Genomic DNA, 20,048 nt, shown 5'->3' with positions numbered 1-20,048 from the left:
GTGTCGCCGTACGCGAAGTACGCGCTGCGGCGCGTCCTCCAGTCGGTCGTCGTGGTGCTGCTCGCGTACGTGTTCACGTTCGTGGTGATCAGCGTGCTGCCCGGCGACCCGGTGACGAACACCCTGCGCAACCCGCAGAACGGGTTCACCGAGGAGGAGATCGCGCGGATCGTCGGCTACTACGGCCTCGACCGCCCGGTCCACGAGCAGCTCTGGCAGTCGCTGTCCCGGTTCGTCGTCGGCGACCTCGGGGTGTCGCTGCGGTCGGACCTGCCGGTGGGCCGGTTGATCGGCGACGTCCTCGGGTCGACGCTCGTGCTCGCGTCCTCGGCGTTGGCGGTGGCCCTGGTGCTGGCGTTCGCGATCGGGCTGGGCACCCGCTACCTGCCGCCGCGCTACGCGGGGGTGCTGCGGGCGTTCCCGTCGCTGTTCCTGTCCGTGCCGAACTTCGTGATCGGCCTGGTGCTGATCAACGTGTTCGCCTTCCAGCTCGGGCTGTTCCGGGTGATCGACGCCGAGGGCGGCGCGGCGACGTTCTTCGCCGCCGTCGCCCTGGGCATCCCGGTCTCGGCCCAGGTCACCGAGGTGCTCGTGGCCAACCTCGACCACGAGTCCGGCCAGGAGTACGCGGCGGTGGCCCGGTCGCGCGGCCTGGGCCGGACCCGGCTGTTCCTGCGGCACCTGCTCAAGCCGTCGGCGCTGCCGGTCGTCACGGTCGTCGCCCTGACCGTCGGGGAGCTGCTCGGCGGCGCGTTGATCACCGAGCAGATCTTCGGCCGGGCCGGCGTCGGCAGCCTGGTGCAGCGGTCGGTGACGACCCAGGACCTGCCGGTGTTGCAGGCCGTCGTGACGCTGGCGGCCGTGGTGTTCGTCGTGGTCAACCTGGTCGCCGACCTGGTCCACCCGCTGCTGGACCCACGCGTGCGGCTCGGCGAGGCCCGCCCGCGACCTCGGGCGGAGGTGGCGGTGTGAGCGTGGCCGTCGAGCCCTTCCTCCGGACGACGCGGGTCCGGCCCACCGTGGTGGTGTCGTTCACGATCCTGGCGTTCGTGCTGGCGTGGTCGGTGGCACCCGGCCTGTTCACCGGGCAGGACCCGGCGGCGGGCGTCCCGGCCGAGAAGTTCCTCCCGCCCGGCGGCGCGCACTGGTTCGGCACCGACCACCTGGGCCGCGACGTGTTCGCCCGGGTCGTGCACGGCACGGCGTCGTCGGTGACCAGCGCGTTGATCGCCGTGGGCATCGGCGTGCTCGTCGGCGGGCTGCTCGGGCTCCTCGGCGGCTTCCTCGGCGGGTGGGTGGACGCCGTGCTGGCCCGGTTCGTCGACGTGCTGCTGGCGATCCCGTCGTTCCTGCTCGCGGTGGTCGTCGTCAGCGCGCTCGGCTTCGAGACGGTCAACGCGGCCATCGCCACCGGGGTGTCGGCGGTCGGCGTGTTCGCCCGGGTCCTGCGGTCGGAGGTGCTCAAGATCCGGCGCGCGGTCTTCGTCGAGGCGTCCTACCTCCAGGGCGGTTCGCGGTGGCACATCCTCGTGCGCCACGTGCTGCCCAACGCGTCCCGTTCGGTGCTGACCCTGGCCGTGCTCCAGTTCGGCCTGTCGATCCTGGTGATCGCGGGCCTGGCGTTCCTGGGCTACGGCGACCCGCCGCCCGCGTCCGACTGGGGCCTGCTGATCTCCGTGGGCAAGGACTACCCGTTGGCGCCCTGGCTGGTCTACGCGCCCGCGCTCGTCACGATCGCCACCGTCCTCTCCGTGAACAGGATCAGCCGATGGCTCCGCAAGACCGACTGACCCTGCTGCGGGTCGAGGGACTGTCCGTGGCGTACGGCGACCACCGGGTCGTGTCCGACGTCGGCTTCACGCTGGCACGCGGCGAAAGCCTGGCGCTCATCGGCGAGTCGGGCTCGGGCAAGTCGACCATCGCCCGCGCCGTGCTGCGCCTGCTGCCGCGCGGGGTGGGCCGTGCGCACGGCGTGGTCGAGTTCGAGGGCCGGGACGTGCTGTCGTTGCCGGAGCGGCGGTTCCGGCCGTTGCGGGGCCGGCGGATCGGGTTCGTGCCGCAGGACCCGGCCAACGCCCTGAACCCGGTGCGCACCGTCGGCTCGCAGGCCCTGGAGGCCGCCGCGTTGACCGGGTCCGCGGACCGCCGCGACCTGGTGCTCGACACGTTCGCGCAGGTCGGGCTGGACGACCCGCGCCGGGTGTTCGACTCGTACCCGCACCAGCTCTCCGGCGGCATGCTGCAACGCGTCCTCATCGGACTGACCGTGCTGCCCCGGCCCGCGCTGATCGTGGCCGACGAGCCCACCTCGGCGCTGGACGTCACCATCCAGAAGCGCATCCTCGACCTGCTGTCACGGCTGCGCGCGGAACTGGACATCGGCCTGCTGCTGATCACCCACGACCTGGCGATCGCGGCCGAGCGCGCGGACACGCTGGTGGTGCTCAAGGACGGCGTGGTCCAGGAGTCCGGCCGCACGGAGACGGTCTTCGCCTCGCCCGCCGCCGACTACACCCGGCGGCTGCACGCCGACGTGCCCGCGCTCAACCCGGACCGCTACCGCGACCTGCGCACCGGCCGGGTCGGCACGCCCCGGATCGAGGTGTCCGGGGTGACGAAGACCTTCACCGTGGAAGGCCGCACGTCCACCGCCGTGGACGACGTGTCGTTCGTCGTCGACTCGGGCACCACCCACGCCCTGGTCGGCGAGTCCGGTTCCGGCAAGACCACCACGATCCGCCTGCTGCTGGGCCTGGAGGAGCCCGACCGCGGCGGCATCACGGTGGCGGGGGAGGAGGTGACCGGCCGGTCGCACGCGTCGTTGCGCTCGCTGCGGCGGCACCTGCAACTGGTCTACCAGAACCCGTTCACCTCGCTGGACCCGACGTGGACCGTGCGGCGCCTGGTCGCGGAGCCGTTGGACCGCTTCGGCGTCGGCACCCGCGCGGAGCGCGCGGACCGGGTGCGCGCGGCCCTGGCGTCGGTCGGGTTGGCCGAGGGACTGCTCTCCCGCACGCCGACGGCGTTGTCGGGCGGGCAACGCCAACGCGTCGCCCTGGCCCGGTCGCTGGTCCTGCGGCCGGACGTGATCGTGCTCGACGAACCGACGTCCGCGCTGGACGTCAGCGTGCAGGCGGGCATCGTCGAGGTGCTGCTCACCCTCCAGGCCGAACTGGGCCTGACGTACGTGTTCGTGTCGCACGACCTGTCCCTGGTACGCCAACTCGCGCACACCGTGTCCGTGATGCACCGGGGGCGGATCGTGGAGGGCGGGCCGGTGGACGTCGTCTTCGACAACCCGGTCGAGCCTTACACCCGGGCGCTCGTCTCATCGATCCCGAGCGGCCGGCCCGGCGTCGTGGAGGTGACCCGATGACCACGTTCGGGTTCAACACGAGGGTGTCCTTCGGCGACGACGAAGGACCGGCCCAAGGGCTGCGCGACGGCATCGCCCTGTTCAAGACCGCCGAGGATCTGGGCTTCGCCTCGGGGTGGGTCTACCAACGCCACTTCGACCACTACCTGTCGTCGCCGCTGCCGTTTCTCGCGGCGGTGGGCCGGGAGACCTCGCGCATCGGCCTGGGCACGGCCGTCCTCCCGTTGCGCTACCAGGAGCCGATCCTGTTGGCGGAGGCCGCGGCCACCACCGACCTGCTGGTGGACGGCCGCCTGCACCTGGCCGTGTCGACGGGCTCGAACGCCCCGTTCGACGCGATCTTCGGCGCCGTGCCCACCGACGCCCGGACCGAGGCCGAACGCCGTCAGCGCCGGTTCCTGTCGGCCGTGTCCGGCCAGGTCCTGCACACCGTCGACGGGCCGGGCCAGGGCGCCCCGGTGGGCACGGGACTCCGCGCCACCCCGCACAGTCCGGGCCTGCGCGGGCGGGTACGCCAGGGCGCCGCGAGCCTCGGGTCGGCCGTCCGCGCGGCCGAACTGGGTCTGGGTCTGATCACCGGGACCGTCCTGCACGGCCTGGCGGACGGCGAGACGTTCGGCGCGTACCAGGCCAGGATCATCCGGGCCTACCGGACGACCTGGCGTGCCGTGCGCGGCACCGAACCGCCACCGGTGGCCGTGGCCGCGTCGATCCTGCCCGGCACCACGGCGCAACTGCGCGCCACGTACGCCGACTACGACCACCAACGCCGTACGGAAGGCATGGCCGCCTCCCGTCCCCGTGGCGCGTTGCCCCCGGTCGTCACCGCGGATCTTCCGACCGGGATGCGCATCAGCCCGGTCTTCCACGGCACACCCGACGAGGTGACGGAAGCGGTCCGGACCGACCCGGGGCTGGCCGAGGCGGACGAGATCGTCCTGTTCCTGCCGCCCGCTTTCGGCCTGGCGGCCGACGTCCGCCTGCTCGCGGACGTGGCCGCGGCCTTCGGTGTGTGATCGTGTACCCATGACCACTCTGCGGGAAGCGACCGCGCTCGCGTCCACCGAATCCGGCCTCGCCGTCGTCGCCACCCTCCGCGCCGACCACACCATCCAGGCGTCGCTGGTGAACGTCGGCCTCTTGGCACACCCGGACTCCGGCGAGGACGTGCTCGCCTTCGTGACGTACGGCCGCGTGAAGCTCGGCAACCTCCGTGCCCGCCCACAGCTCTCGGTGACCTTCCGCGCCGGGTGGAAGTGGGCGACGGTCGAGGGTCAGGCAGAGATCGCGGGACCCGACGACGCCCGGCCGTGGCTGCGTGACGCCGAGCAGTTGCGCCTGCTGCTGCGCGAGGTCTTCACGTCGGCCGGTGGCACGCACGACGACTGGGCCGAGTACGACCGCGTGATGGCGGCCGACCGACGCGCCGTCGTGCTCGTCCGGCCGACGAGGGCCTACTCGAACCGGACCGCTTAGGCCGCGCGCCACGCCTGGCCGAAGTGCCGGATCAACGGCGGGTAGACGACCAGGTACCGGAACGGCGCGATGGCCTTCATGTAGGCCCGGCCGAGCGCGCCGTTCGGTTTGACCAGCACGGCCATCTGGCCCCGGTAGCCGCCGGTGCCGTCGGGCACCCAGGCCAGGTGCACGACCGCGTGCACGGTCCGGTTGGCGATCTCGGCCGCCCACTCGGTCTCGGTCAGGTAGACGGAAGTGAACGGCCGGTGCGGGAATTCCGGTCCGGGCGGGGCGGACGCCAGGTCGGCGGGCAGTCGGTCGCGCAGCGTCCCCACCCGGGAGCCGATGCCCGAATCCGGTGCGTCCCAACCGAACCACGAGCCCAGCACCCGGCGGACCACGACCAGCGCACGGGCGGCGCGGGAGGGGGTGTCGGCGGCGTCGCGGTTCGCGGTGAGCCGCACCAGGCGGGGGAAGTCGTCGACGCCACCGGGTGTCGGCAGCGCCCAGACGTCCTCCAGGTGGAAGTCGGGGGCGATCTCGTGGATGCGCCAGGGCTGCCGGGTGTGCGCGGTGTCGGGAAGTCTCATGCCGTCGTCTCCAGTCCGTGCCACGAAGTCCGTCGTTCACGCCATGATCCGTCACCCGGTACCCCTAGGCTTGTGCCATGAGCGAAGAACCGGGCCTGGTGTCGTTGAGCGCGGTCGTGGTGGCCGCCGTGATCCGGGAGGACGTCCCGGCTTTCAACGAGGCGGCCGGCTCGCTCGGCGAGGTCATCGACGAGGCCGACCCCGCCGAACTCGACGAGGCCGCGGCCCTGTTCGCCGCCGCGATGCCCCAGGTCGGGCCGCGCGGCGTGGTGGCGGGCGAGATCCTGGGCACGCTGGTCGAACTGGGCGCCTCGCCCGACCTCGGCCCGTGGGTGGACCGGGTGAGCCGGGCCTTCGAGGAGCGCTGGGCCGAGGCCGACCGGTGGGGTGCCGGGCTGCTCGGTCCACTGCAGCAGGAACGGGTCCGTCGGGCGCCGTTCGACCGCGAGCGGCTGGCCTCGGCCGCCGAGAAGGCGGCCGAGGAGGTCGAGTCCGCGCACTGGCTGGTCGGTCTGCTCGCCGTGCTGGACGACGAACGCCTCGTGGTGCTGCACCCGGTGAGCGGGCGCGGGTTCGAGATCACGATCGGCGGCATCGCCGACAACTTCCAGCTCCACACCCTCCTGGCCGCGACCGTGATCGGCGACGCGTCCAGCGGTCTGCTCCTGGGCACGCCGCCCGCGCCCGAGTGGGTCGCCGCCGCGACCGACGCCGATCCGCACCCCGAAGGCATGACCGCACACGGCCAGTTCAACCTCGTCGACGCGCACGGCGAGTGGATCTGGAACGAAGGCCGCCCGGCCGCCATCCCGGTGTTCGACGGTCGCCGCGTGGTCGTCCTCGAACCATTGCCTTACGAGCGCTCGTGGAACGCCGGCCGCATCTACCCGGACATGGTGCCGACCGTGCGGCTGGACCGCGTGCTGCCCGAGGACGAAGCCACCCGCTGGTTGTCGGCCGTGCGACCGGAACAGCGGTAGCCGCCGAAGCGGAGCCGGCAGTACGGCGGTACGGCGGACGTCAAGATCACGGGCAACGCGTGGTCGGGCGACTCGGGCGGGCCGCAGATGTACAACGGCCTCCAGGTCAGCAGGTGGCGACCCCAGCCACCTGCGGCCCATCCCGCGCGAGTTATACGTTCAGACACCGCGAATTGTGCGTTCAGACACCGCGAGTCGTTCGTTCAGGCAAGGCGGACGGGCAAGGACTCGTACCCGGGGATGAGGACGTTCCTCGCCGGACGCCGCGGACCCACCACGACGGGCCGTCCGGGTTCGAACAGCGCGTGCAGCAGGTGGCCGATCTCGGCCCGCGCCAAAGCCGCGCCCAGGCACAGGTGGCGTCCGGCGCCGAACCACAGCTGCCGGGTCTCCGGCGCGTACGGACGCCCGATGTCGAACGGCCCGACGGCGTTGTTGGCCGTGTGCGTCAACAACAACACCCGCTGTCCTTTGTGGAGCGACGAGCCGCCGACGGTCACCGCGTGGGACACGTGCCGCCCGATCACCGGCGCCGGAGTCGTCACCCGCAGCCCCTCCCGCACCGCGCCCCCGAGCAACCCCGGGTCGGCCAACAGCCGGTGCTGGTCACCCGTGTCGTGGAGCAACGCGACGATCCGCGTCATCGCGGTGGCGGCCGTCTCCGTTCCCGCGACCATCAGCAACGCGGCCAGCCCCGTGGTCTCCTCCTCGCTCAACCCCAGCTCACGGCAGCGGCCCAGGAGCGTCGCGGGATCGGCCTCCGCGTACGCCCGCGGCACGTTGCGCGTCAGCCCGGCGATCAACGGCCGGGCCTGGTCGATCACCGCGCGGGGCAGGGTGGTCGACGTCGCGCTGCCCAACGCGAGCTTGGCCAGTCTTTCGCCGGTGGCGAAGACCCGCCGCGCGTCGTCCGCCTCGTCGAGCCCCAACAGCTCGATCATCATGCGACCGACCAGCACCCGTGCGAGGTCGGCCAGGTCGATCGCACGTCCGGCACGCAGCCGGTCCCGGGCGGGCCGCAGGGCCGGTGCGAAGACCCGTTCCACCAGTTGCTGCGCCGACGCGTCGGTGAACAGGTCGCGGGCGCGGCTCCTGAGGTCGGCGTGGCCCGGCCCGTCGAAGATGCGGTACACGTAGTCGCCCAGGACCTGCGCCCACAGGTGGCCCACGCCGCCTTCGCCGAGCAGCGTGAAGTGGGCGCCGTCGTTGAGGATCTTCCGGGCGAGCGACGGGTCCGTCACGACCCAGCCCAGCTTCGGCACGTGGCGGATCGGGCCCAGCAACCGGCCTGCGCGCAGCAGCGCGAACAGGGCGGGGCGACTGGCGAACAGCAGGCGGTCTTCGTGCCATCGGGCCTGGAACATGACCGGGACTCTACGATTCCCCTGCCCGTCGTGCTGCGGCGAACCGACCCAGGTGGCTCAACACCTCGGCGAGGCCGGACCGGGCTTCGGCCGCGACCTCCTTGAAGCGCGGGTTCCCGGCGGCCAGGCGCTGTGCGATCTTCACGTGCCGCCGTGCCACGGGTAATGCTTCTTCGACGCGTCCTACGCGGATGAGCAACGCCCTGAGCTTGCTCGACGAGTGCGCGAACTGGTCCAGGTAACGGCTTTCGTCCCGGGTCGCGAGCAACTCGTACAGCTCGTTGCCCCGGCGGCAGTCGACGATCGCGTCGGCATACCGGCCCTGTCTTGCCCGGAGGTCCGCGAGGCTGTGCAGGATCTGGGCGAGTTCCGGCGGCCGGTCGTCGAAAAGCTCGGCCGCCTTTCGCAGCGTCCTCAACGCCGTGGCGTGCCGACCGACCGCGTGCTGTATCTCGCCCAGCAGCTTCAGTGCGTGGTCGGTGGGTGTGGTCCCGTGTGTGATCCGGACCGACTGGAGCGCTGCCGCCGCGGCCGGACCGTCGTGGCCGAGGCGAGTGTGGAACTCGGCGAGGTCGGCCATCACGTCGGCGAGCAGGTCGATTCTGTTGGTGATGCGCAACAGGACCGCGGCGTCCGAGATGCATGCCGCCGCGTCCCGCCATCGGCCTGACCGCGCGTATTGGTGGGCGAGCGTAACGAGGGCATCGGCTGGAGCCGGGTGTGCGAACGGGTCGGTGCGGCGCGTTGTGTCGACCGCTTCTCTCGCGGCTGCGAGAGCCTCGCCCGATCTGCCGAGCCGATTCATGATCGTGTTCAGGTCCACGAGCGTCGAGGCGAGCACGACCAGCAGGTCCGGTCGTGACGAGGTGACCTGCCGCAGGTGCGTCACCGCCTCCAGACAGACCGGGAGTGCGTCCGCGTGACGGTTCTGCGTGAGGAGAACGGCGACCAGTCCGGCAAGCGTTACCGCCAGGTTCGGCCTGCTGCTCTGCCTGGCGACGTCGACCGCCTCGAGTTGGGCGTCGGTCGCCTCGTCCGCGCGTTCCAGGCGGAGAAGGATCCGGCTGAGCTGCTCGAGATTGCGAACCAGCATGGCCCGATGGCGAGCCGGGTTCACCGCGGCGAGATCTCGGGCCGCTTCGACCGCTTTGCGGATCGCGGCCAGCGCGTCTTCGTGTCGACCTTGTTTCGTCAACACATGGGAGAGGTTGTGGAGGTCGTAATGCGGTTCCGGAAGTTCCGGGCCTGGCTGTCGTCCGAGCGTCCCGCGCAGGTCGATGGCCTCCATGATCGTGGTCGCCGCGTCGGCATGGCTGCCCAGCCCGGAGAGAATGGCACCCCGGTTGGTCAGCGCGTGGACCAGATAGGGCAGGTAGTACTTCTCGCCTGACGCGACCAGACGACGTAGCACAGCCAACGACTCGGTGTTGGCCGTGAGCGCGACGTCGTACTCGCCCAGCTCGGCGTGGATGCCGCTCAACTTGATCAAGGCGAGGGCGGCCGTGTTCTCGTCCTCGGGTATCTCGCGGGCCACCGCGACGGACTCCACGGCGGCGGCGAGGGCGTCGTCGAGTCGGCCGACATGGACATTGCCCACGGCGAGATTGCCCAGGTCGAAGGCCAGGGACGTGCGGTGTCCGTCGTCGTTCTCGACAAGTCGGCGGGAGACGTCCACGCATTCGGTGTTGGCTGCGAGCGCGTCCTCGAACCGGCCTGCCTGGAGGCAGTTGTGGCTCAACAGGCTCAGGGACAGTCGAAGGGCTACCAGGCCGTCCTTGGGGTCTTTCTCCGCCAGTCTCCGGGAGAGTGGCAGGAGCGCCTGCGTGATGGTGCACAGCAGTCGGGCGTCGCGCTCGTGATCCAGGGGTAGAGCCTTGCGCAGTTCGACGCAGGCAAGGGCCAGATGCGGGTCGTCGCGTTCGGCGCAGAGCGTCAGTGCGCTGTCCACGGCGTCGGTCAGCAGGCCGTTCGGAGCGTCCAGGGCCTGGTGCGCGAGGACGTCGATGCTGGAGATCAGGTACTTGTGCAGCGCGGCCCGGACGGTCGGTCGGCGTTCCGCCGCGAGCCTGAGGGTGTTGAGCAGTCGGACGCGGCCGGACGGGCTGTGGGTGTGCGCCGTCGTGACCACTTCGTCGAGCACCGGGGTGTCCAGCAGTTCCTCGATCAGCAGGTCCGGGCCGAAGGACGTCATGAGCGGGTCGCCGGGGTACAGGTCGGCCAGCCAGTAGGCGATGCGGCTGCGGCGTTCCCGTTGGGCCTCGCCGGCGAACTCTGGGAGGGCGGCCAACCGGTCCGCGGCCTCGGCGGCGGAAGGGGCGGTCAGCAGGGTCAGGAGTACCGCGCGTAAGGCGTGTGTCTCGTGGAGGTCTGCCAGGTGGTGTGCGGGCAGGAGGCGGGTCCACCTGTTTCGTTCCCGGGTGACGATGTGGGCCAGGACGTTCTCGCGGACCGGGTTTGCTGTGCGGTGGCCGTGTAGGGCGAGTAAGGCGGCCACGTGGACGAGTAGCGGGTTGGCGTAGTCGTCGTCGGTGACGTCCGGTGGTGGGACGGGTTTCAGGTTCAGGTGGTGGCTGAAGGCATCTACGGCGGCCTTCGCGTGGGTGTGGCGTTCCGCGGGGGACAGGGTGTGTTCGGCCAGGTCCAGGTGGAGCGTGGTGAACAGGGACGCTGTGCGGTGGCCGGCTCGGTCGAGTTCCGGCCACCAGTGCGTGGCGCGGGACAGGAGTACTACGCGTATTCGAGGGCCGTCCGGGCGGGTGGCCAGTCGTTCCAGGGCTTTGCCGAGGACGGCGGTTCCCTGCTCGGGGTAGTCGATCGTCAGGACCGTGTCGGTGGTGGGGGCCAGGACGGCAAGGGTTTCCGGGCCGGCGCGGCCTGAGGCCCAGGCGGTCATGCGGGTGCAGAACTCGGCTGCCAGGCGGCTTTTGCCTGAGCCGCCTTCGCCGGTGATGTGGGCGATGGCGAAGGGGTGGTCGGTTTCGCACCAGGTTTGGAGGGTGGTGAGCAGGTCTTCGCGGCCCAGGTAGGGGACTACGCCGAAGTGTGGTTGCAGGAGCCAGACTTCCGGTGGGTGTGAGGGGAGGGGGTGGTACGGGGGATCCGGTGGGGGCGCTGGGTGGTGGAAGTTGATGTCGCCGTAGATCTTGCCGGCTTGGACGACGTGGCTTGCGTAGCCGGTGATGGCGTTTTCGACGCTGTTGGACATGGGTCGTTCGGTCATCTCGCCGAGTGTGCCGCATCTTGATGGGGTGACAGGTGCTTGGTCGCCTGGTCCGGGGTTGAGTCGGGGAAGCTGTGCAAGCGGTCGCTCGCCGCTCGGGCCGACCACCGGGGAGGGCCACTCAGGGGGATCGGCCCCGGGTGCGCCGCCGTCGTGGGTCGAGTCAGATGCTGCCGGTGCACGGCATAGGGACCTGTGCGCGCAGGTAGCGGGCTGATCGGCATGCTGCCCATGCTTCGTATGGGGTTCTGCGCGGGTGGATAGCGGGGTTGGTCGTGATGGTGCCCGTACCCCGTCGTGTCGTCGACCGGTGGCATGTCGTGGGTGCCCGACATGCCACCGGTCGCGGTGGTTGATCTTGTCGTCGTGGTCAGGCGATGCCGGCGGCGATCAGTTGTGCCCAGATCACCGACTGGTCCACTACCTCCACGTCGTGCTTCTCCGCCTTCGTCAGCTTCGCGGCGCCGACGTCCGCGCCCGTCACGAGCAGGTCGGTGGTGGCCGAGACCGACGAGGTGGCGGTGGCGCCGGCCTTTTCGCACAGGCGCTGGAAAGTGGGGCGCGGGACCTTCTCGCCCGAGCGGGGGTCGCTGATGGTTCCGGTGATGACGATGGTCTTTCCGGCCAACGGCGCGTCGGAGGCGACCACGGCCGGGAGGTCTTCCTCGCGGACGTCCAGTGATACGCCGCGTTCGCGCAGGCGTTCCAGTTCCGGGCGCAGGCGGGCCAGGTGTTCGGTCAGCGAGGCGGCCACCTTGGGGCCGATGTCCTCCACGGCCACCAGGCGTTCCTCGCCGGCGTCGGCGACTTCCTCCAGCGAGCCGAAACCGGCCTTGCACAGGCGGGCGGACGTGCCTTCCGACGCCATCGGGATCGCCAGGCCGATCAAGGCGCGGCGCAGGCCGACCGCGCGGCTCTTGTCGATCGATTCGATCATCCGGGTCGCGGAGGTCTCGCCCACCCGGTCGAACTCCAGCAGGCGTTCCTTGGTCAGGGTGTAGAAATCCGACGGGTTCTCCAGGAGGCCGGTCTCGGCCAGGCGCTCGATCCACACCGGACCGATCGCGTCGATGTCGGCCGCCGCGCGCGACGCCCAGTGGATCAGGCGGCGCACGGTCTGCGCCGGGCAGGCCACGTTGGTGCAGAACAGCTCGCGACTGTTGCCCTGTTCGGTCAACGGTTGTGCGCACGACGGGCAATGCGTCGGCGGCACGATCTCCTGCTCCTCGCCCGTGCGCTTCGACTCGTCGAGCACCCCCGCCACGAACGGGATCACGTCGCCGGCCCGGCGGACCAGCACCGTGTCGCCGATGCGGATGCCCTTGGCGCGGATGACCTCCTGGTTGGCCAAGGTCGCCCTGGTGACCGTCGTGCCGCCCACGAACACCGGCTCCAACCACGCCACCGGCGCGATCTTGCCCGTCTTGCCCACGTCCCACACGACGTCCGCCAGCACCGTGGTCTTCTCCTCGGCCGCGAACTTGTACGCCAGCGCGCCGCGCGGGGAGTTCGACCGGGTGCCGGCGGCCGAGTATGCGTCGCGGTTGGCCAGCCGCAGCACGGCGCCGTCGAGGTCGTAGTCCAGCTCGTTGCGCTCGCGCTCGATGTCGGAGATCACGTCCTGGGCCGCCGCCGCGTCCGAGCAGTGCCGCATGTCCGCCACCGTGAACCCGAACGTCCGCAGCCCCTGCTCCAGATCGGCCGCCGCGCCGTCCGAGGCGTCCAGGTCGAACGCGAAGAACACCATCCGCCGCCCGGCCACCGCCGCCGGGTCCTTGGCCCGCAGCGTGCCCGCCGCCGCGTTGCGCGGGTTGATCAACGGCTTGTCCTGGTGCGTCTCGTTGTAGGCCGCGAACGTCGACCGCAGCATGACCGCCTCGCCGCGCACCTCGACGCGCCCGGACGTGTCGATCTTCGGCGGCACGCCGTCCACCAATGCCCTGACCAGCGGTGTCACGTCGTCGCCGGTCGTGCCGTCACCGCGCGTGACGGCCCGCGCCAACCGGCCGTCCTCGTACACCAGCGCCAGCGACAACCCGTCCAGCTTGGGCATCACCACGACCGGCTGGCCCGGGAACCGGTCGAAGAACGCCGCCACCTGCTCGGGCTTCGTCGCCTTCTCCAACGACAGCATCGGACGCGAATGCCGTACCGGGGCGTGCAGCACGGCCGGCGCACCCACCTGCTCCAGCGGATTCGGGTCCGGCGTCCACTCGGGATGGGCCGCCACGAGAGCGCGCAGCTCGTCCTCGATCGCGTCGTACTCGGCGTCGGCCACCAGCGGCGAACCGCTGTAGTAGGCGTCGCGCAACGACACGATCTGATCGGCGAGTTCCCGGATGCGTTCCTGAGCGTTCACAGGGCACAAGCTACCTCCGGGCACCGACAGTTCCGGTGGAGTCCTGGCCACGCGGTCGGGTAATGAGTCGACCCGGTGACGTCCTGGGGGTGGCGGACGTCACCGGGTCGGGGGCGGCCGGGACGGGGGAGGGGCGTCCCGGCGTGCTCAGCGGACCGGCGGGACGAGGGCGCGTCCGGCCGAGTCGAACGCGGTGACCTGTTCGGGGTCGGCGCCGGACGGCCACCACGCGAGGAAGTAGCCGTCGTGCACGGACGCGGTCACGTGCCGGCCGTCGGCGGTGTCCACGGTCACCCGGCTGACCTCCGGCGAGACCAGGCCGTACGCGATCCGCGCCGCGTCCGGACCCGACGCCTGGCCCGGGACGGCCACGGTCTGGAGCACCTCGCCCGGCGCGAGCGCGGCGTCGGGCGTCAGGCCGCTGAGCGTGCCGCCCCGCACGGAGTCGCCGTCCCGGACCCCGAGCCAGTCGGCGCACAGCGCGACCTGCCGCCCGCTCGCCACCAGCGCGGTCTGGAACACGCCACGCCGTTCGCCGACGACCGGCCGCAGGTCGGACGCCGCGTCCGGGAACGCGTCGCGCACGTCGTCGGCGCACCGCGTGCCCAGTGCGGCGGTCTCGGCCGGGCCGAGTCCGCTCGGCTCGGCGGTCCACGACGCGTAGGCGGGCTGTGGTGTCACCAGGACGTCCGCGACGAGCAGGACCGCCACCAGGAGCGCGACCGCCCCGGCGGGGACGAGCAGCCACCCGCGCCGGGTCCGGCGTCGTGGCCGTGCGCGGACGGCGCGTTCGATCCCCATGCGCATGCTCTCGGCCTTCGCGGCCGGGATGCGCCGTGCCGCCGGCAGGTCGCCCAGGATGTCGTGCATCGCTCCTCCGTTCATCGGTTCGAGGACAGCGGGACGGGCGGCACGAGCGCGGCGAGGCGGCGGCGTGCGCGGGACAACCGTGAGCGCACGGTGCCGACCGGAACGCCTAACGCGATCGCGGCGGACGCGTAGTCCAACTCGCCGAACACGCACACGGCGATGACGTCCCGTTCCCGCTTGGGCAGTCCCGCGATCGCGGCGAGCACGTCGGCCATGCGCCGTTCGTCGTCGATCTTCGCGGCCACGGTCTCGGCCAGTTCCGGCTCGGGTGGACCGGCCGGGATCCGCCGGAGCAGCGCGTCGTAGCGGGTCCCGGACCGCCGGTGCCGGTGGGTCACCCGGGTGGCCACGCCGATCAGCCACGGCAGCAGCGACCCGGTGTCGAGCACGAGTCGACGGCGGGTGCGCCACGCCTCCAGGAACACCGCGGAGACGAGGTCCTCGGCCACCGACCACGATGCCACCCGGCGGAAGCAGTAGTTGTACACGGCGTCGTGGTGGCGGCCGAACAACTCGCCGAACGCCTCGGCGTCGCCGGTCACGGCCGCGTCCCACAGCTCCTGGTCGCCCATCACACCCCTTCATGCCCGCCCGGCAGGTCCTGGTTCCCGCCCCGAACGCGAAAGTTCCGCTCGGGCCGGCGCCGGCCCGAGCGGAACGGGGGTCGTGCGGTCAAGCGGTCAGCTCCACTGGCCCTTGCCGTTGGGGAAGACCGTGGTGTTGTGGTACGGGTTCGACTCCTGGATGCAGTTGAAGTAGTCGACGTAGCAGAACTTGCGCTGGGTCCAGGAGTTGTACCGGTTCCAGTTCACGCCGTACTGCTGACCCGACTGCGTCAGGCCCTTGTCGGTCCAGCCGATCCAGTGGGTCTCGCCCCAGCGCTCGGTGTAGGCGTGCGCGCGGATCCACGAGCCGTCGCCGCACCACTTCACCCGGTGGTGGGAGGTCCACAGCCTGGCGCCGAAGACGTTCTTCGCCTGCCGCCAGGCGTCCCAGCTCCAGCAGGTCACGGCGGCCGAGTTGAGGTCGTCCTTCTGCAACTGGGTCAACGCCTGGCCGTTGGCCGCGGCACCCGCGATGTAGTCGGACTTGGCGAGGGGGGATGCCTCCTCGGACCCTTCGACGAAGGTGGCGACCTGCGCCTCTTCGGGTACGGTCGGGTCGGGTGCGGCGGACGCGTTGCCGCCGAGGACCAGCACACCCAGTGCGGCGATGGCCGTGGCCGTGCTCAACAATCGCTTCAACACGAAATCGATCCCCCATCTTGTTTCCCCGGTGAAGCCTCTCGGTAATCGAGCGGCGATGAAGAGCTTCGCACGCGGTGATCGGCGCGGAATCGGCCGACGGGGGTAATTCCGGTAAAACAATTTGTGTTTCGTTCTCGTTGAAACAAAAGTTGTTTTCCGGCCGAAGTCAGCGCTGCTCCATCAGGGTGATTTGTCTCCGGCGGGTTGTCGGCGTGTCGTAGGTTCGATCTTGTGGGGGTCTTCTTCGATGACGAGGTGGAAGAGAGAGTCCGCGCGCTCGTGCACGAGCTGGTCGTCCTGATCAGCCCCGTGCACGACCCGGAGATCCTGGTCAGGCTGTGGGTACTGGAGTCCGTCTCCCGTGCGGTCCGCGAGATGGGGGACCTGGAGGTGCTCCGGGCCCGTGAACCCGCCCCGGCCGTCGGGCACGGTGGCCACACCTGGGCGGAAATAGGCTCCGCGCTGGGCGTGTCGTCGCAAGCCGCACGTCAGCGCGCCGAACGCCGCCGTCAGACACTTCACCGGTTCGACGGCGGCACCAAGGTATGACAGGCGGCCGGTCGGCGCGGTCCCGTACCGCGTCGACCGGCCCTGGATATTCCGATGACGTCGTTATGTCGGAATATCCCCGGGAGCGCCCTCCCGGATCGGGCGACCGGTCCGAAGTCGGAATTCCCCGGGTGCGAGCGCGGTGCGTTGCCGGAAATACTTGGCGAAATTCGTCGGGTCGGAGAATCCGAGTCGGGTGCCGATCGCGGCGGCGGGAAGATCGGTGTGCGCCAGCAGGCGTCGCGCCTCCAGCACGATGCGACGGTCCAGGAACTCCTTGGGAGCCAGGCCCGTCGCATCCCTCGTCGCCCGTGCCAGCGTCCGCGTCGAGTAGCCCAACTCGCGTGCGTAGTCGGCCACGCGGTGCCGATGGGTGAAGTCGCGCTCCACGGCGTCCCGGAACCGCGTGAACGCCTCGGTGTGCCCACGTCGCGGCACGTCCGGTTCGGCCAGCAACACGCGGTGCAGCAACGCCGACAGCAGGTGACCGAGCAGGACCGCCGCGTGCGGCCGTCCGGCCAGTGCCGCGTACTCCTGGGCGAGGTGCCGAATGCCCGAATCGACCAGGATGCGCTCCGTGACGTCCAGCCGCCAGTGCGTCGGTCCGAACGGTGCCGGATCGGGCACGAAGTCCGGTTCGAACAGCACCAGCACGCCCTGGAGCGACGACAGGTCACCGAACTGCTGCACCTGTCCCGGCCGCACCCACAGCACGCTGCCCGGCCCGAGTGTGTAGGGCGTGAAGTCCACGGTGTGGACGCCTGAGCCGCGGTCGACCACGAACAGCAGGTGGAACCGGGGCCGCTGCGGACCGGCGAGTCGATCACCACCCGGCACCGCCCGCTCGCGCAGCACACTCAGCGTCATCACTTCCACGCCCAGATCGCCGACGGGGTTGCTGTACCGCTCGTCCAGGATCGTCTCGTGTCGCATTCTCACCACATCGGGTCCCGGTTCCACCTCGCCGTCCGCACGGGGTGGACCGTAGCGTTCCGGACATGGCACACATCGCGCTGTTCGGCGCTACCGGAACCATCGGCGCGCGGATCCTCGACGAGGCGCTGGCCCGCGGCCACCGCGTCACCGCCCTGCTGCGCGACCCGGCGAAGCTCGAGAAGGAGCACGAGGCGCTGACCAAGGAGACCGTGGCGGACGTCTTCCAGGTCACGTCCGCCCAGGTCACCGGCTACGACGTCGTGGTCAGCTCGGTCAACGGCGACGTCGCCGGCGCCACCCGCGCCCTCGTGTCGGCTCTGCGCGGGGTCGAGCCGACGCCCCGCCTGATCGTCGTCAACGGCGCGGGCAGCCTGGAGACGGCCCCCGGCGTCAAGGTGTGGGACACGCCCGGCCTGCCGGACTTCCTCCTGGAGATCATGCACGCGCACGGCGACGCCCTGGACTTCCTGCGCACGGTCGAGGACGTGTCGTGGACCGCGTTCAGCCCGGCGAAGACCATCGCGCCCGGCGAGCGGACCGGCACGTACCGCACCGGCACCGACCAGGTCGTCTCCGACGAGGCCGGCGAGAGCAAGATCAGCGCCGAGGACTACGCGGTCGCGCTCGTGGACGAGATCGAGAAGCCCGCGTTCCTCAACCAGCGTTTCACCGCCGCCAACTGACGCTTCACGCCGTGCTCAACGGCCGGGCGACGTCCTCCAAGGAGGCGCGCTCGGCCTTCACGCCGAACAGCAGCGCCGCGACACCGCCCAGCGCCATCACCACGGCCGACAGCCCGAAACCGAACGCGACCCGCCCCACGTCGCCGGACTCGATCAACGAGCCGAACAGCAACGGCCCCACGATGCCGCCCAACGCCGTGCCGACCGCGTAGAAGAACGCGATGGCCAACGCCCGCGTCTCCATCGGGAAGATCTCGCTGACCGTCAGGTACGCCGAACTCGCGCCGGCCGACGCCAGGAAGAACGTCACCACCAACAGCGCCAGGAACAACCCGGCACCGCCCGTGCCGGTGACGAACGCCCACGTGAGCGGGATCGTGGCCAGAGCGGAGCCCAGGTAGGTCGCGGCGATCATCGGCTTGCGGCCGACCGTGTCGAAGAAGTGGCCGAGCACCAGCGGTCCCAGCAGGTTGCCCACCGCGTAGACCACCAGGAACAGCGGGATCACCCCGGACGCCACGTGGTAGTAGTCGGCGAACAACGTGCCCAGGTTGAACGTGATGCCGTTGTAGAGGAACGCCTGCCCCACGAACAGCGCCAGGCCCAGCACCGAGCGCTTCGGGTAGTCGCGGAACGCGGTCACCGCGATCTCCCGCAGCGGGACGGACCCGCGCTGTCGGATCTCGATCTTCTTGTCCACTTCGGACAGCTCGGCGCCGGTCTCCGCGCGCACCTCGCGTTCGACGTCGTCGACCAGCCGCTCGGCCTCCGCCGCCCGGCCGTGGATGAACAGCCAGCGCGGGCTCTCCGGCACGTGCCGGCGCACCACCAGGATCAGCAGGCCCAGCACCGCGCCCAGCGCGAACGCGATCCGCCAGCCCAGCCCGGTCGGCAGCAGGTCGGTGTCCAGCAGCACGAGCGCCAACGCCGAACCGGCCGCCGCACCCGCCCAGTACGTGCCGTTGACCACCAGGTCGATCCGACCGCGCAGCCGGGCCGGGATCAATTCGTCGACCGCGGAGTTGATCGCCGCGTACTCGCCGCCGATGCCCGCGCCGGTGACGAACCGGGCCAGGAAGAAGAACCACGGCGCGAACGAGAACGCGGTCGCGACCGTCGCCACGACGTACACGCCGAGCGTGACGAGGAAGAGCTTCTTGCGCCCGAACGTGTCGGTCAACCGGCCGAACACCAGGGCGCCCACGCAGGCGCCCGCCACGTAGCAGGCCGCCGCGACGCCGACCGTCGCGGCGGTCAGCCCGGCACCCGCGTCCGGCTCGACCAGCCGCGCCGCCATGGCGCCGACGATGGTGACCTCCAGGCCGTCGAGCACCCACACGGTGCCCAGACCCAGCAGGATCCGCCAATGCCACCGTGACCACGGCAGCCGGTCGAGCCGTCCGGGGATCTTCGTCCCGATCACATCACCCACCGGACGGCTGTACCCGGGCCGGGTGACGCGGAAACGGTCAGACCCGCAGGTGCGCCCAGGTGTTCGGGTTGGCGTCGAGGAAGTCGCCGAACGCCTGCGGCGCGTGCCCGGTGGCCCGGCGCACGGCGTCGGACACGACCGCGAGTTCACCGGTGGCGATGGCCTGGTACGACGTGACCCACCCGGCGACCTCGAACTCGGGTGCGCCGTAACCCGACCGCGACGCGTACGCCTCGGCCTCGGTCTCCGGCTGGTAGGACACCGGCCGGCCGGTCACGCGGGTCAGGTGCGCGGCGGCCTCGGCGAGCGTGATCGCCTCCGGACCGGTGACGTCCAGCACCTGCCCGTCGTAGGCGGGGTCGAGCAGCGCGGCCACGGCCACGTCCGCCACGTCGTCGGGCGACACGACCGACACCCGGCCGCCGCCGGCCGGTCCGCGCAGCACGCCGTCCGCGCCGGTCATCGCGGGCAGCGCGGAGCTGTAGAGGCTGTCGCGCAACGCGACGAACCGCACGCCCGTCGCCCGCAGGTACTCCTCGGTGTGCCAGTGGTCGCGGCCGAACGTGAAGGTGCAGTCCGCCGCGGCGCCCAGGAACGACAGGTACACGATGCGGTGAACACCCTCGGCGATCGCGGCGTCGATCGCGGTCCGGTGTTCGCGCACCCGGTCGGCGGACTCGCGGGCGGACACCAGCAGGAGCACCTCGGTGCCCACGAGCGCCGCGCGCATGCCGACGACGTCGGAGTAGGCCGCGCCCACGACCCGGGTGGCGCCGGGCAGGGCCGGCAGGGCGGCGGGGTTGCGGGCGACGAGGCGTTGGGCCACGCCCGCCGCGGCGAGCCGCCGGGCGACGCGTCCGCCGATGCCTCCGGAGGCGCCGGTGATGGTGACGACGGGGTTCATGGCGACCATCCTGCACCGCGGGTCCGATCGGGACTCGGACGAGGTCCCCGTGCCACCCGACCGGAAATTGTCGTACCCCC

At 71.2% G+C, this 20,048-nt stretch carries 18 protein-coding genes; 8 read left to right on the top strand and 10 right to left on the bottom strand.

From position 1 onward, the window contains the following. Genes F4559_RS16885 through F4559_RS16865 form a run of 5 tightly spaced genes read left to right on the top strand, consistent with a single transcriptional unit; the run spans position 1 to position 4,852 of the window. Positions 1–972 (top strand): ABC transporter permease, encoded by a 972-nt coding sequence (locus F4559_RS16885; RefSeq protein ID WP_184669830.1) that lies wholly within the window; start codon positions 1–3, stop codon positions 970–972. Further along, entirely contained in the window at positions 969–1,790 is an 822-nt protein-coding gene (locus F4559_RS16880) for an ABC transporter permease (RefSeq protein ID WP_184669828.1), read from the top strand. Before F4559_RS16885 ends, F4559_RS16880 begins: the two co-directional genes overlap by 4 nt. Continuing rightward, the gene (locus F4559_RS16875; protein ID WP_184669825.1) at positions 1,769–3,376 is read left to right on the top strand and encodes an ABC transporter ATP-binding protein; all 1,608 of its coding nucleotides are present in this window, start codon (positions 1,769–1,771) and stop codon (positions 3,374–3,376) included. The genes F4559_RS16880 and F4559_RS16875 overlap by 22 nt, the downstream gene beginning before the upstream one ends. Next, entirely contained in the window at positions 3,373–4,392 is a 1,020-nt protein-coding gene (locus F4559_RS16870; protein WP_184669823.1) for an LLM class flavin-dependent oxidoreductase, read from the top strand. The genes F4559_RS16875 and F4559_RS16870 overlap by 4 nt, the downstream gene beginning before the upstream one ends. Positions 4,393–4,402: 10 nt before the next feature. After that, positions 4,403–4,852: a TIGR03618 family F420-dependent PPOX class oxidoreductase gene (locus F4559_RS16865; protein WP_184669821.1), complete on the top strand. Its 450-nt coding sequence runs from the start codon at positions 4,403–4,405 to the stop codon at positions 4,850–4,852. On the opposite strand, the gene F4559_RS16860 is transcribed toward F4559_RS16865, so the two are convergent. After that, positions 4,849–5,424: a DUF2867 domain-containing protein gene (locus tag F4559_RS16860; protein ID WP_184669819.1), complete on the bottom strand. Its 576-nt coding sequence runs from the start codon at positions 5,422–5,424 to the stop codon at positions 4,849–4,851. The genes F4559_RS16865 and F4559_RS16860 overlap by 4 nt on opposite strands. Positions 5,425–5,501: 77 nt before the next feature. Between F4559_RS16860 and F4559_RS16855 the strand changes: the two genes are divergently transcribed. Then, positions 5,502–6,404, top strand: a complete 903-nt coding sequence (locus tag F4559_RS16855; protein WP_184669817.1) for a hypothetical protein — start codon at positions 5,502–5,504, stop codon at positions 6,402–6,404. Between the two features lie 203 nt (positions 6,405–6,607). Here the strand turns inward: F4559_RS16855 and F4559_RS16850 are convergent, their stop codons facing one another. From F4559_RS16850 to F4559_RS16825, 6 genes are all read right to left on the bottom strand, one after another. Next, positions 6,608–7,768 carry a cytochrome P450 gene (locus F4559_RS16850; protein ID WP_184669815.1) on the bottom strand — a complete coding sequence of 387 codons (1,161 nt, stop codon included), beginning with the start codon at positions 7,766–7,768 and terminating at the stop codon, positions 6,608–6,610. Between the two features lie 10 nt (positions 7,769–7,778). Then, positions 7,779–10,988 carry a tetratricopeptide repeat protein gene (locus F4559_RS16845; protein WP_184669813.1) on the bottom strand — a complete coding sequence of 1,070 codons (3,210 nt, stop codon included), beginning with the start codon at positions 10,986–10,988 and terminating at the stop codon, positions 7,779–7,781. Positions 10,989–11,358: 370 nt separating this feature from the next. After that, the gene (gene ligA, locus F4559_RS16840) at positions 11,359–13,347 is read right to left on the bottom strand and encodes an NAD-dependent DNA ligase LigA (protein ID WP_184669811.1); all 1,989 of its coding nucleotides are present in this window, start codon (positions 13,345–13,347) and stop codon (positions 11,359–11,361) included. Positions 13,348–13,494: 147 nt separating this feature from the next. Beyond that, positions 13,495–14,217 (bottom strand): hypothetical protein, encoded by a 723-nt coding sequence (locus tag F4559_RS16835; RefSeq protein ID WP_184669809.1) that lies wholly within the window; start codon positions 14,215–14,217, stop codon positions 13,495–13,497. A gap of 11 nt (positions 14,218–14,228) precedes the next feature. Beyond that, positions 14,229–14,789 (bottom strand): RNA polymerase sigma factor, encoded by a 561-nt coding sequence (locus F4559_RS16830; protein WP_184669808.1) that lies wholly within the window; start codon positions 14,787–14,789, stop codon positions 14,229–14,231. A gap of 108 nt (positions 14,790–14,897) precedes the next feature. Then, entirely contained in the window at positions 14,898–15,464 is a 567-nt protein-coding gene (locus F4559_RS16825) for a hypothetical protein (RefSeq protein ID WP_184669807.1), read from the bottom strand. Positions 15,465–15,719: 255 nt separating this feature from the next. Between F4559_RS16825 and F4559_RS16820 the strand changes: the two genes are divergently transcribed. Continuing rightward, entirely contained in the window at positions 15,720–16,013 is a 294-nt protein-coding gene (locus tag F4559_RS16820) for a hypothetical protein (protein WP_184669806.1), read from the top strand. A 63-nt stretch (positions 16,014–16,076) separates the two neighbouring features. Here F4559_RS16820 and F4559_RS16815 read toward each other — a convergent pair whose 3' ends face one another. After that, positions 16,077–16,946, bottom strand: a complete 870-nt coding sequence (locus F4559_RS16815; RefSeq protein ID WP_184669805.1) for an AraC family transcriptional regulator — start codon at positions 16,944–16,946, stop codon at positions 16,077–16,079. Between the two features lie 65 nt (positions 16,947–17,011). Between F4559_RS16815 and F4559_RS16810 the strand changes: the two genes are divergently transcribed. Beyond that, complete coding sequence (locus F4559_RS16810; protein WP_184669804.1) at positions 17,012–17,632, top strand: NAD(P)-dependent oxidoreductase; 621 nt, start codon at positions 17,012–17,014, stop codon at positions 17,630–17,632. A gap of 4 nt (positions 17,633–17,636) precedes the next feature. Here the strand turns inward: F4559_RS16810 and F4559_RS16805 are convergent, their stop codons facing one another. Both F4559_RS16805 and F4559_RS16800 read right to left on the bottom strand, forming a co-directional pair. After that, positions 17,637–19,064: an MFS transporter gene (locus F4559_RS16805; protein WP_184669802.1), complete on the bottom strand. Its 1,428-nt coding sequence runs from the start codon at positions 19,062–19,064 to the stop codon at positions 17,637–17,639. 37 nt (positions 19,065–19,101) lie between these two features. Further along, positions 19,102–19,968, bottom strand: a complete 867-nt coding sequence (locus F4559_RS16800; RefSeq protein ID WP_184669800.1) for an NAD(P)H-binding protein — start codon at positions 19,966–19,968, stop codon at positions 19,102–19,104. Between the last annotated feature and the right edge of the window lie 80 nt (positions 19,969–20,048).

Origin of the sequence: Saccharothrix violaceirubra (assembly GCF_014203755.1) — a bacterium.
GTDB classification, from domain to species: domain Bacteria; phylum Actinomycetota; class Actinomycetes; order Mycobacteriales; family Pseudonocardiaceae; genus Actinosynnema; species Actinosynnema violaceirubrum.
This window is presented reverse-complemented; position numbering and strand designations above follow the sequence as displayed.

Excerpts from the sequence above, each read along its gene's own strand:
- F4559_RS16875 (WP_184669825.1), top strand. The coding sequence starts at position 1,769 with ATGGCTCCGCAAGACCGACTGACCCTGCTGCGGGTCGAGGGACTGTCC.
- F4559_RS16870 (WP_184669823.1), top strand. The coding sequence starts at position 3,373 with ATGACCACGTTCGGGTTCAACACGAGGGTGTCCTTCGGCGACGACGAA.
- F4559_RS16865 (WP_184669821.1), top strand. The coding sequence starts at position 4,403 with ATGACCACTCTGCGGGAAGCGACCGCGCTCGCGTCCACCGAATCCGGC.
- F4559_RS16860 (WP_184669819.1), bottom strand. The coding sequence starts at position 5,424 with ATGAGACTTCCCGACACCGCGCACACCCGGCAGCCCTGGCGCATCCAC.
- F4559_RS16855 (WP_184669817.1), top strand. The coding sequence starts at position 5,502 with ATGAGCGAAGAACCGGGCCTGGTGTCGTTGAGCGCGGTCGTGGTGGCC.
- F4559_RS16850 (WP_184669815.1), bottom strand. The coding sequence starts at position 7,768 with ATGTTCCAGGCCCGATGGCACGAAGACCGCCTGCTGTTCGCCAGTCGC.
- F4559_RS16845 (WP_184669813.1), bottom strand. The coding sequence starts at position 10,988 with ATGACCGAACGACCCATGTCCAACAGCGTCGAAAACGCCATCACCGGC.
- F4559_RS16835 (WP_184669809.1), bottom strand. The coding sequence starts at position 14,217 with ATGCACGACATCCTGGGCGACCTGCCGGCGGCACGGCGCATCCCGGCC.
- F4559_RS16830 (WP_184669808.1), bottom strand. The coding sequence starts at position 14,789 with ATGGGCGACCAGGAGCTGTGGGACGCGGCCGTGACCGGCGACGCCGAG.
- F4559_RS16815 (WP_184669805.1), bottom strand. The coding sequence starts at position 16,946 with ATGCGACACGAGACGATCCTGGACGAGCGGTACAGCAACCCCGTCGGC.
- F4559_RS16810 (WP_184669804.1), top strand. The coding sequence starts at position 17,012 with ATGGCACACATCGCGCTGTTCGGCGCTACCGGAACCATCGGCGCGCGG.
- F4559_RS16800 (WP_184669800.1), bottom strand. The coding sequence starts at position 19,968 with ATGAACCCCGTCGTCACCATCACCGGCGCCTCCGGAGGCATCGGCGGA.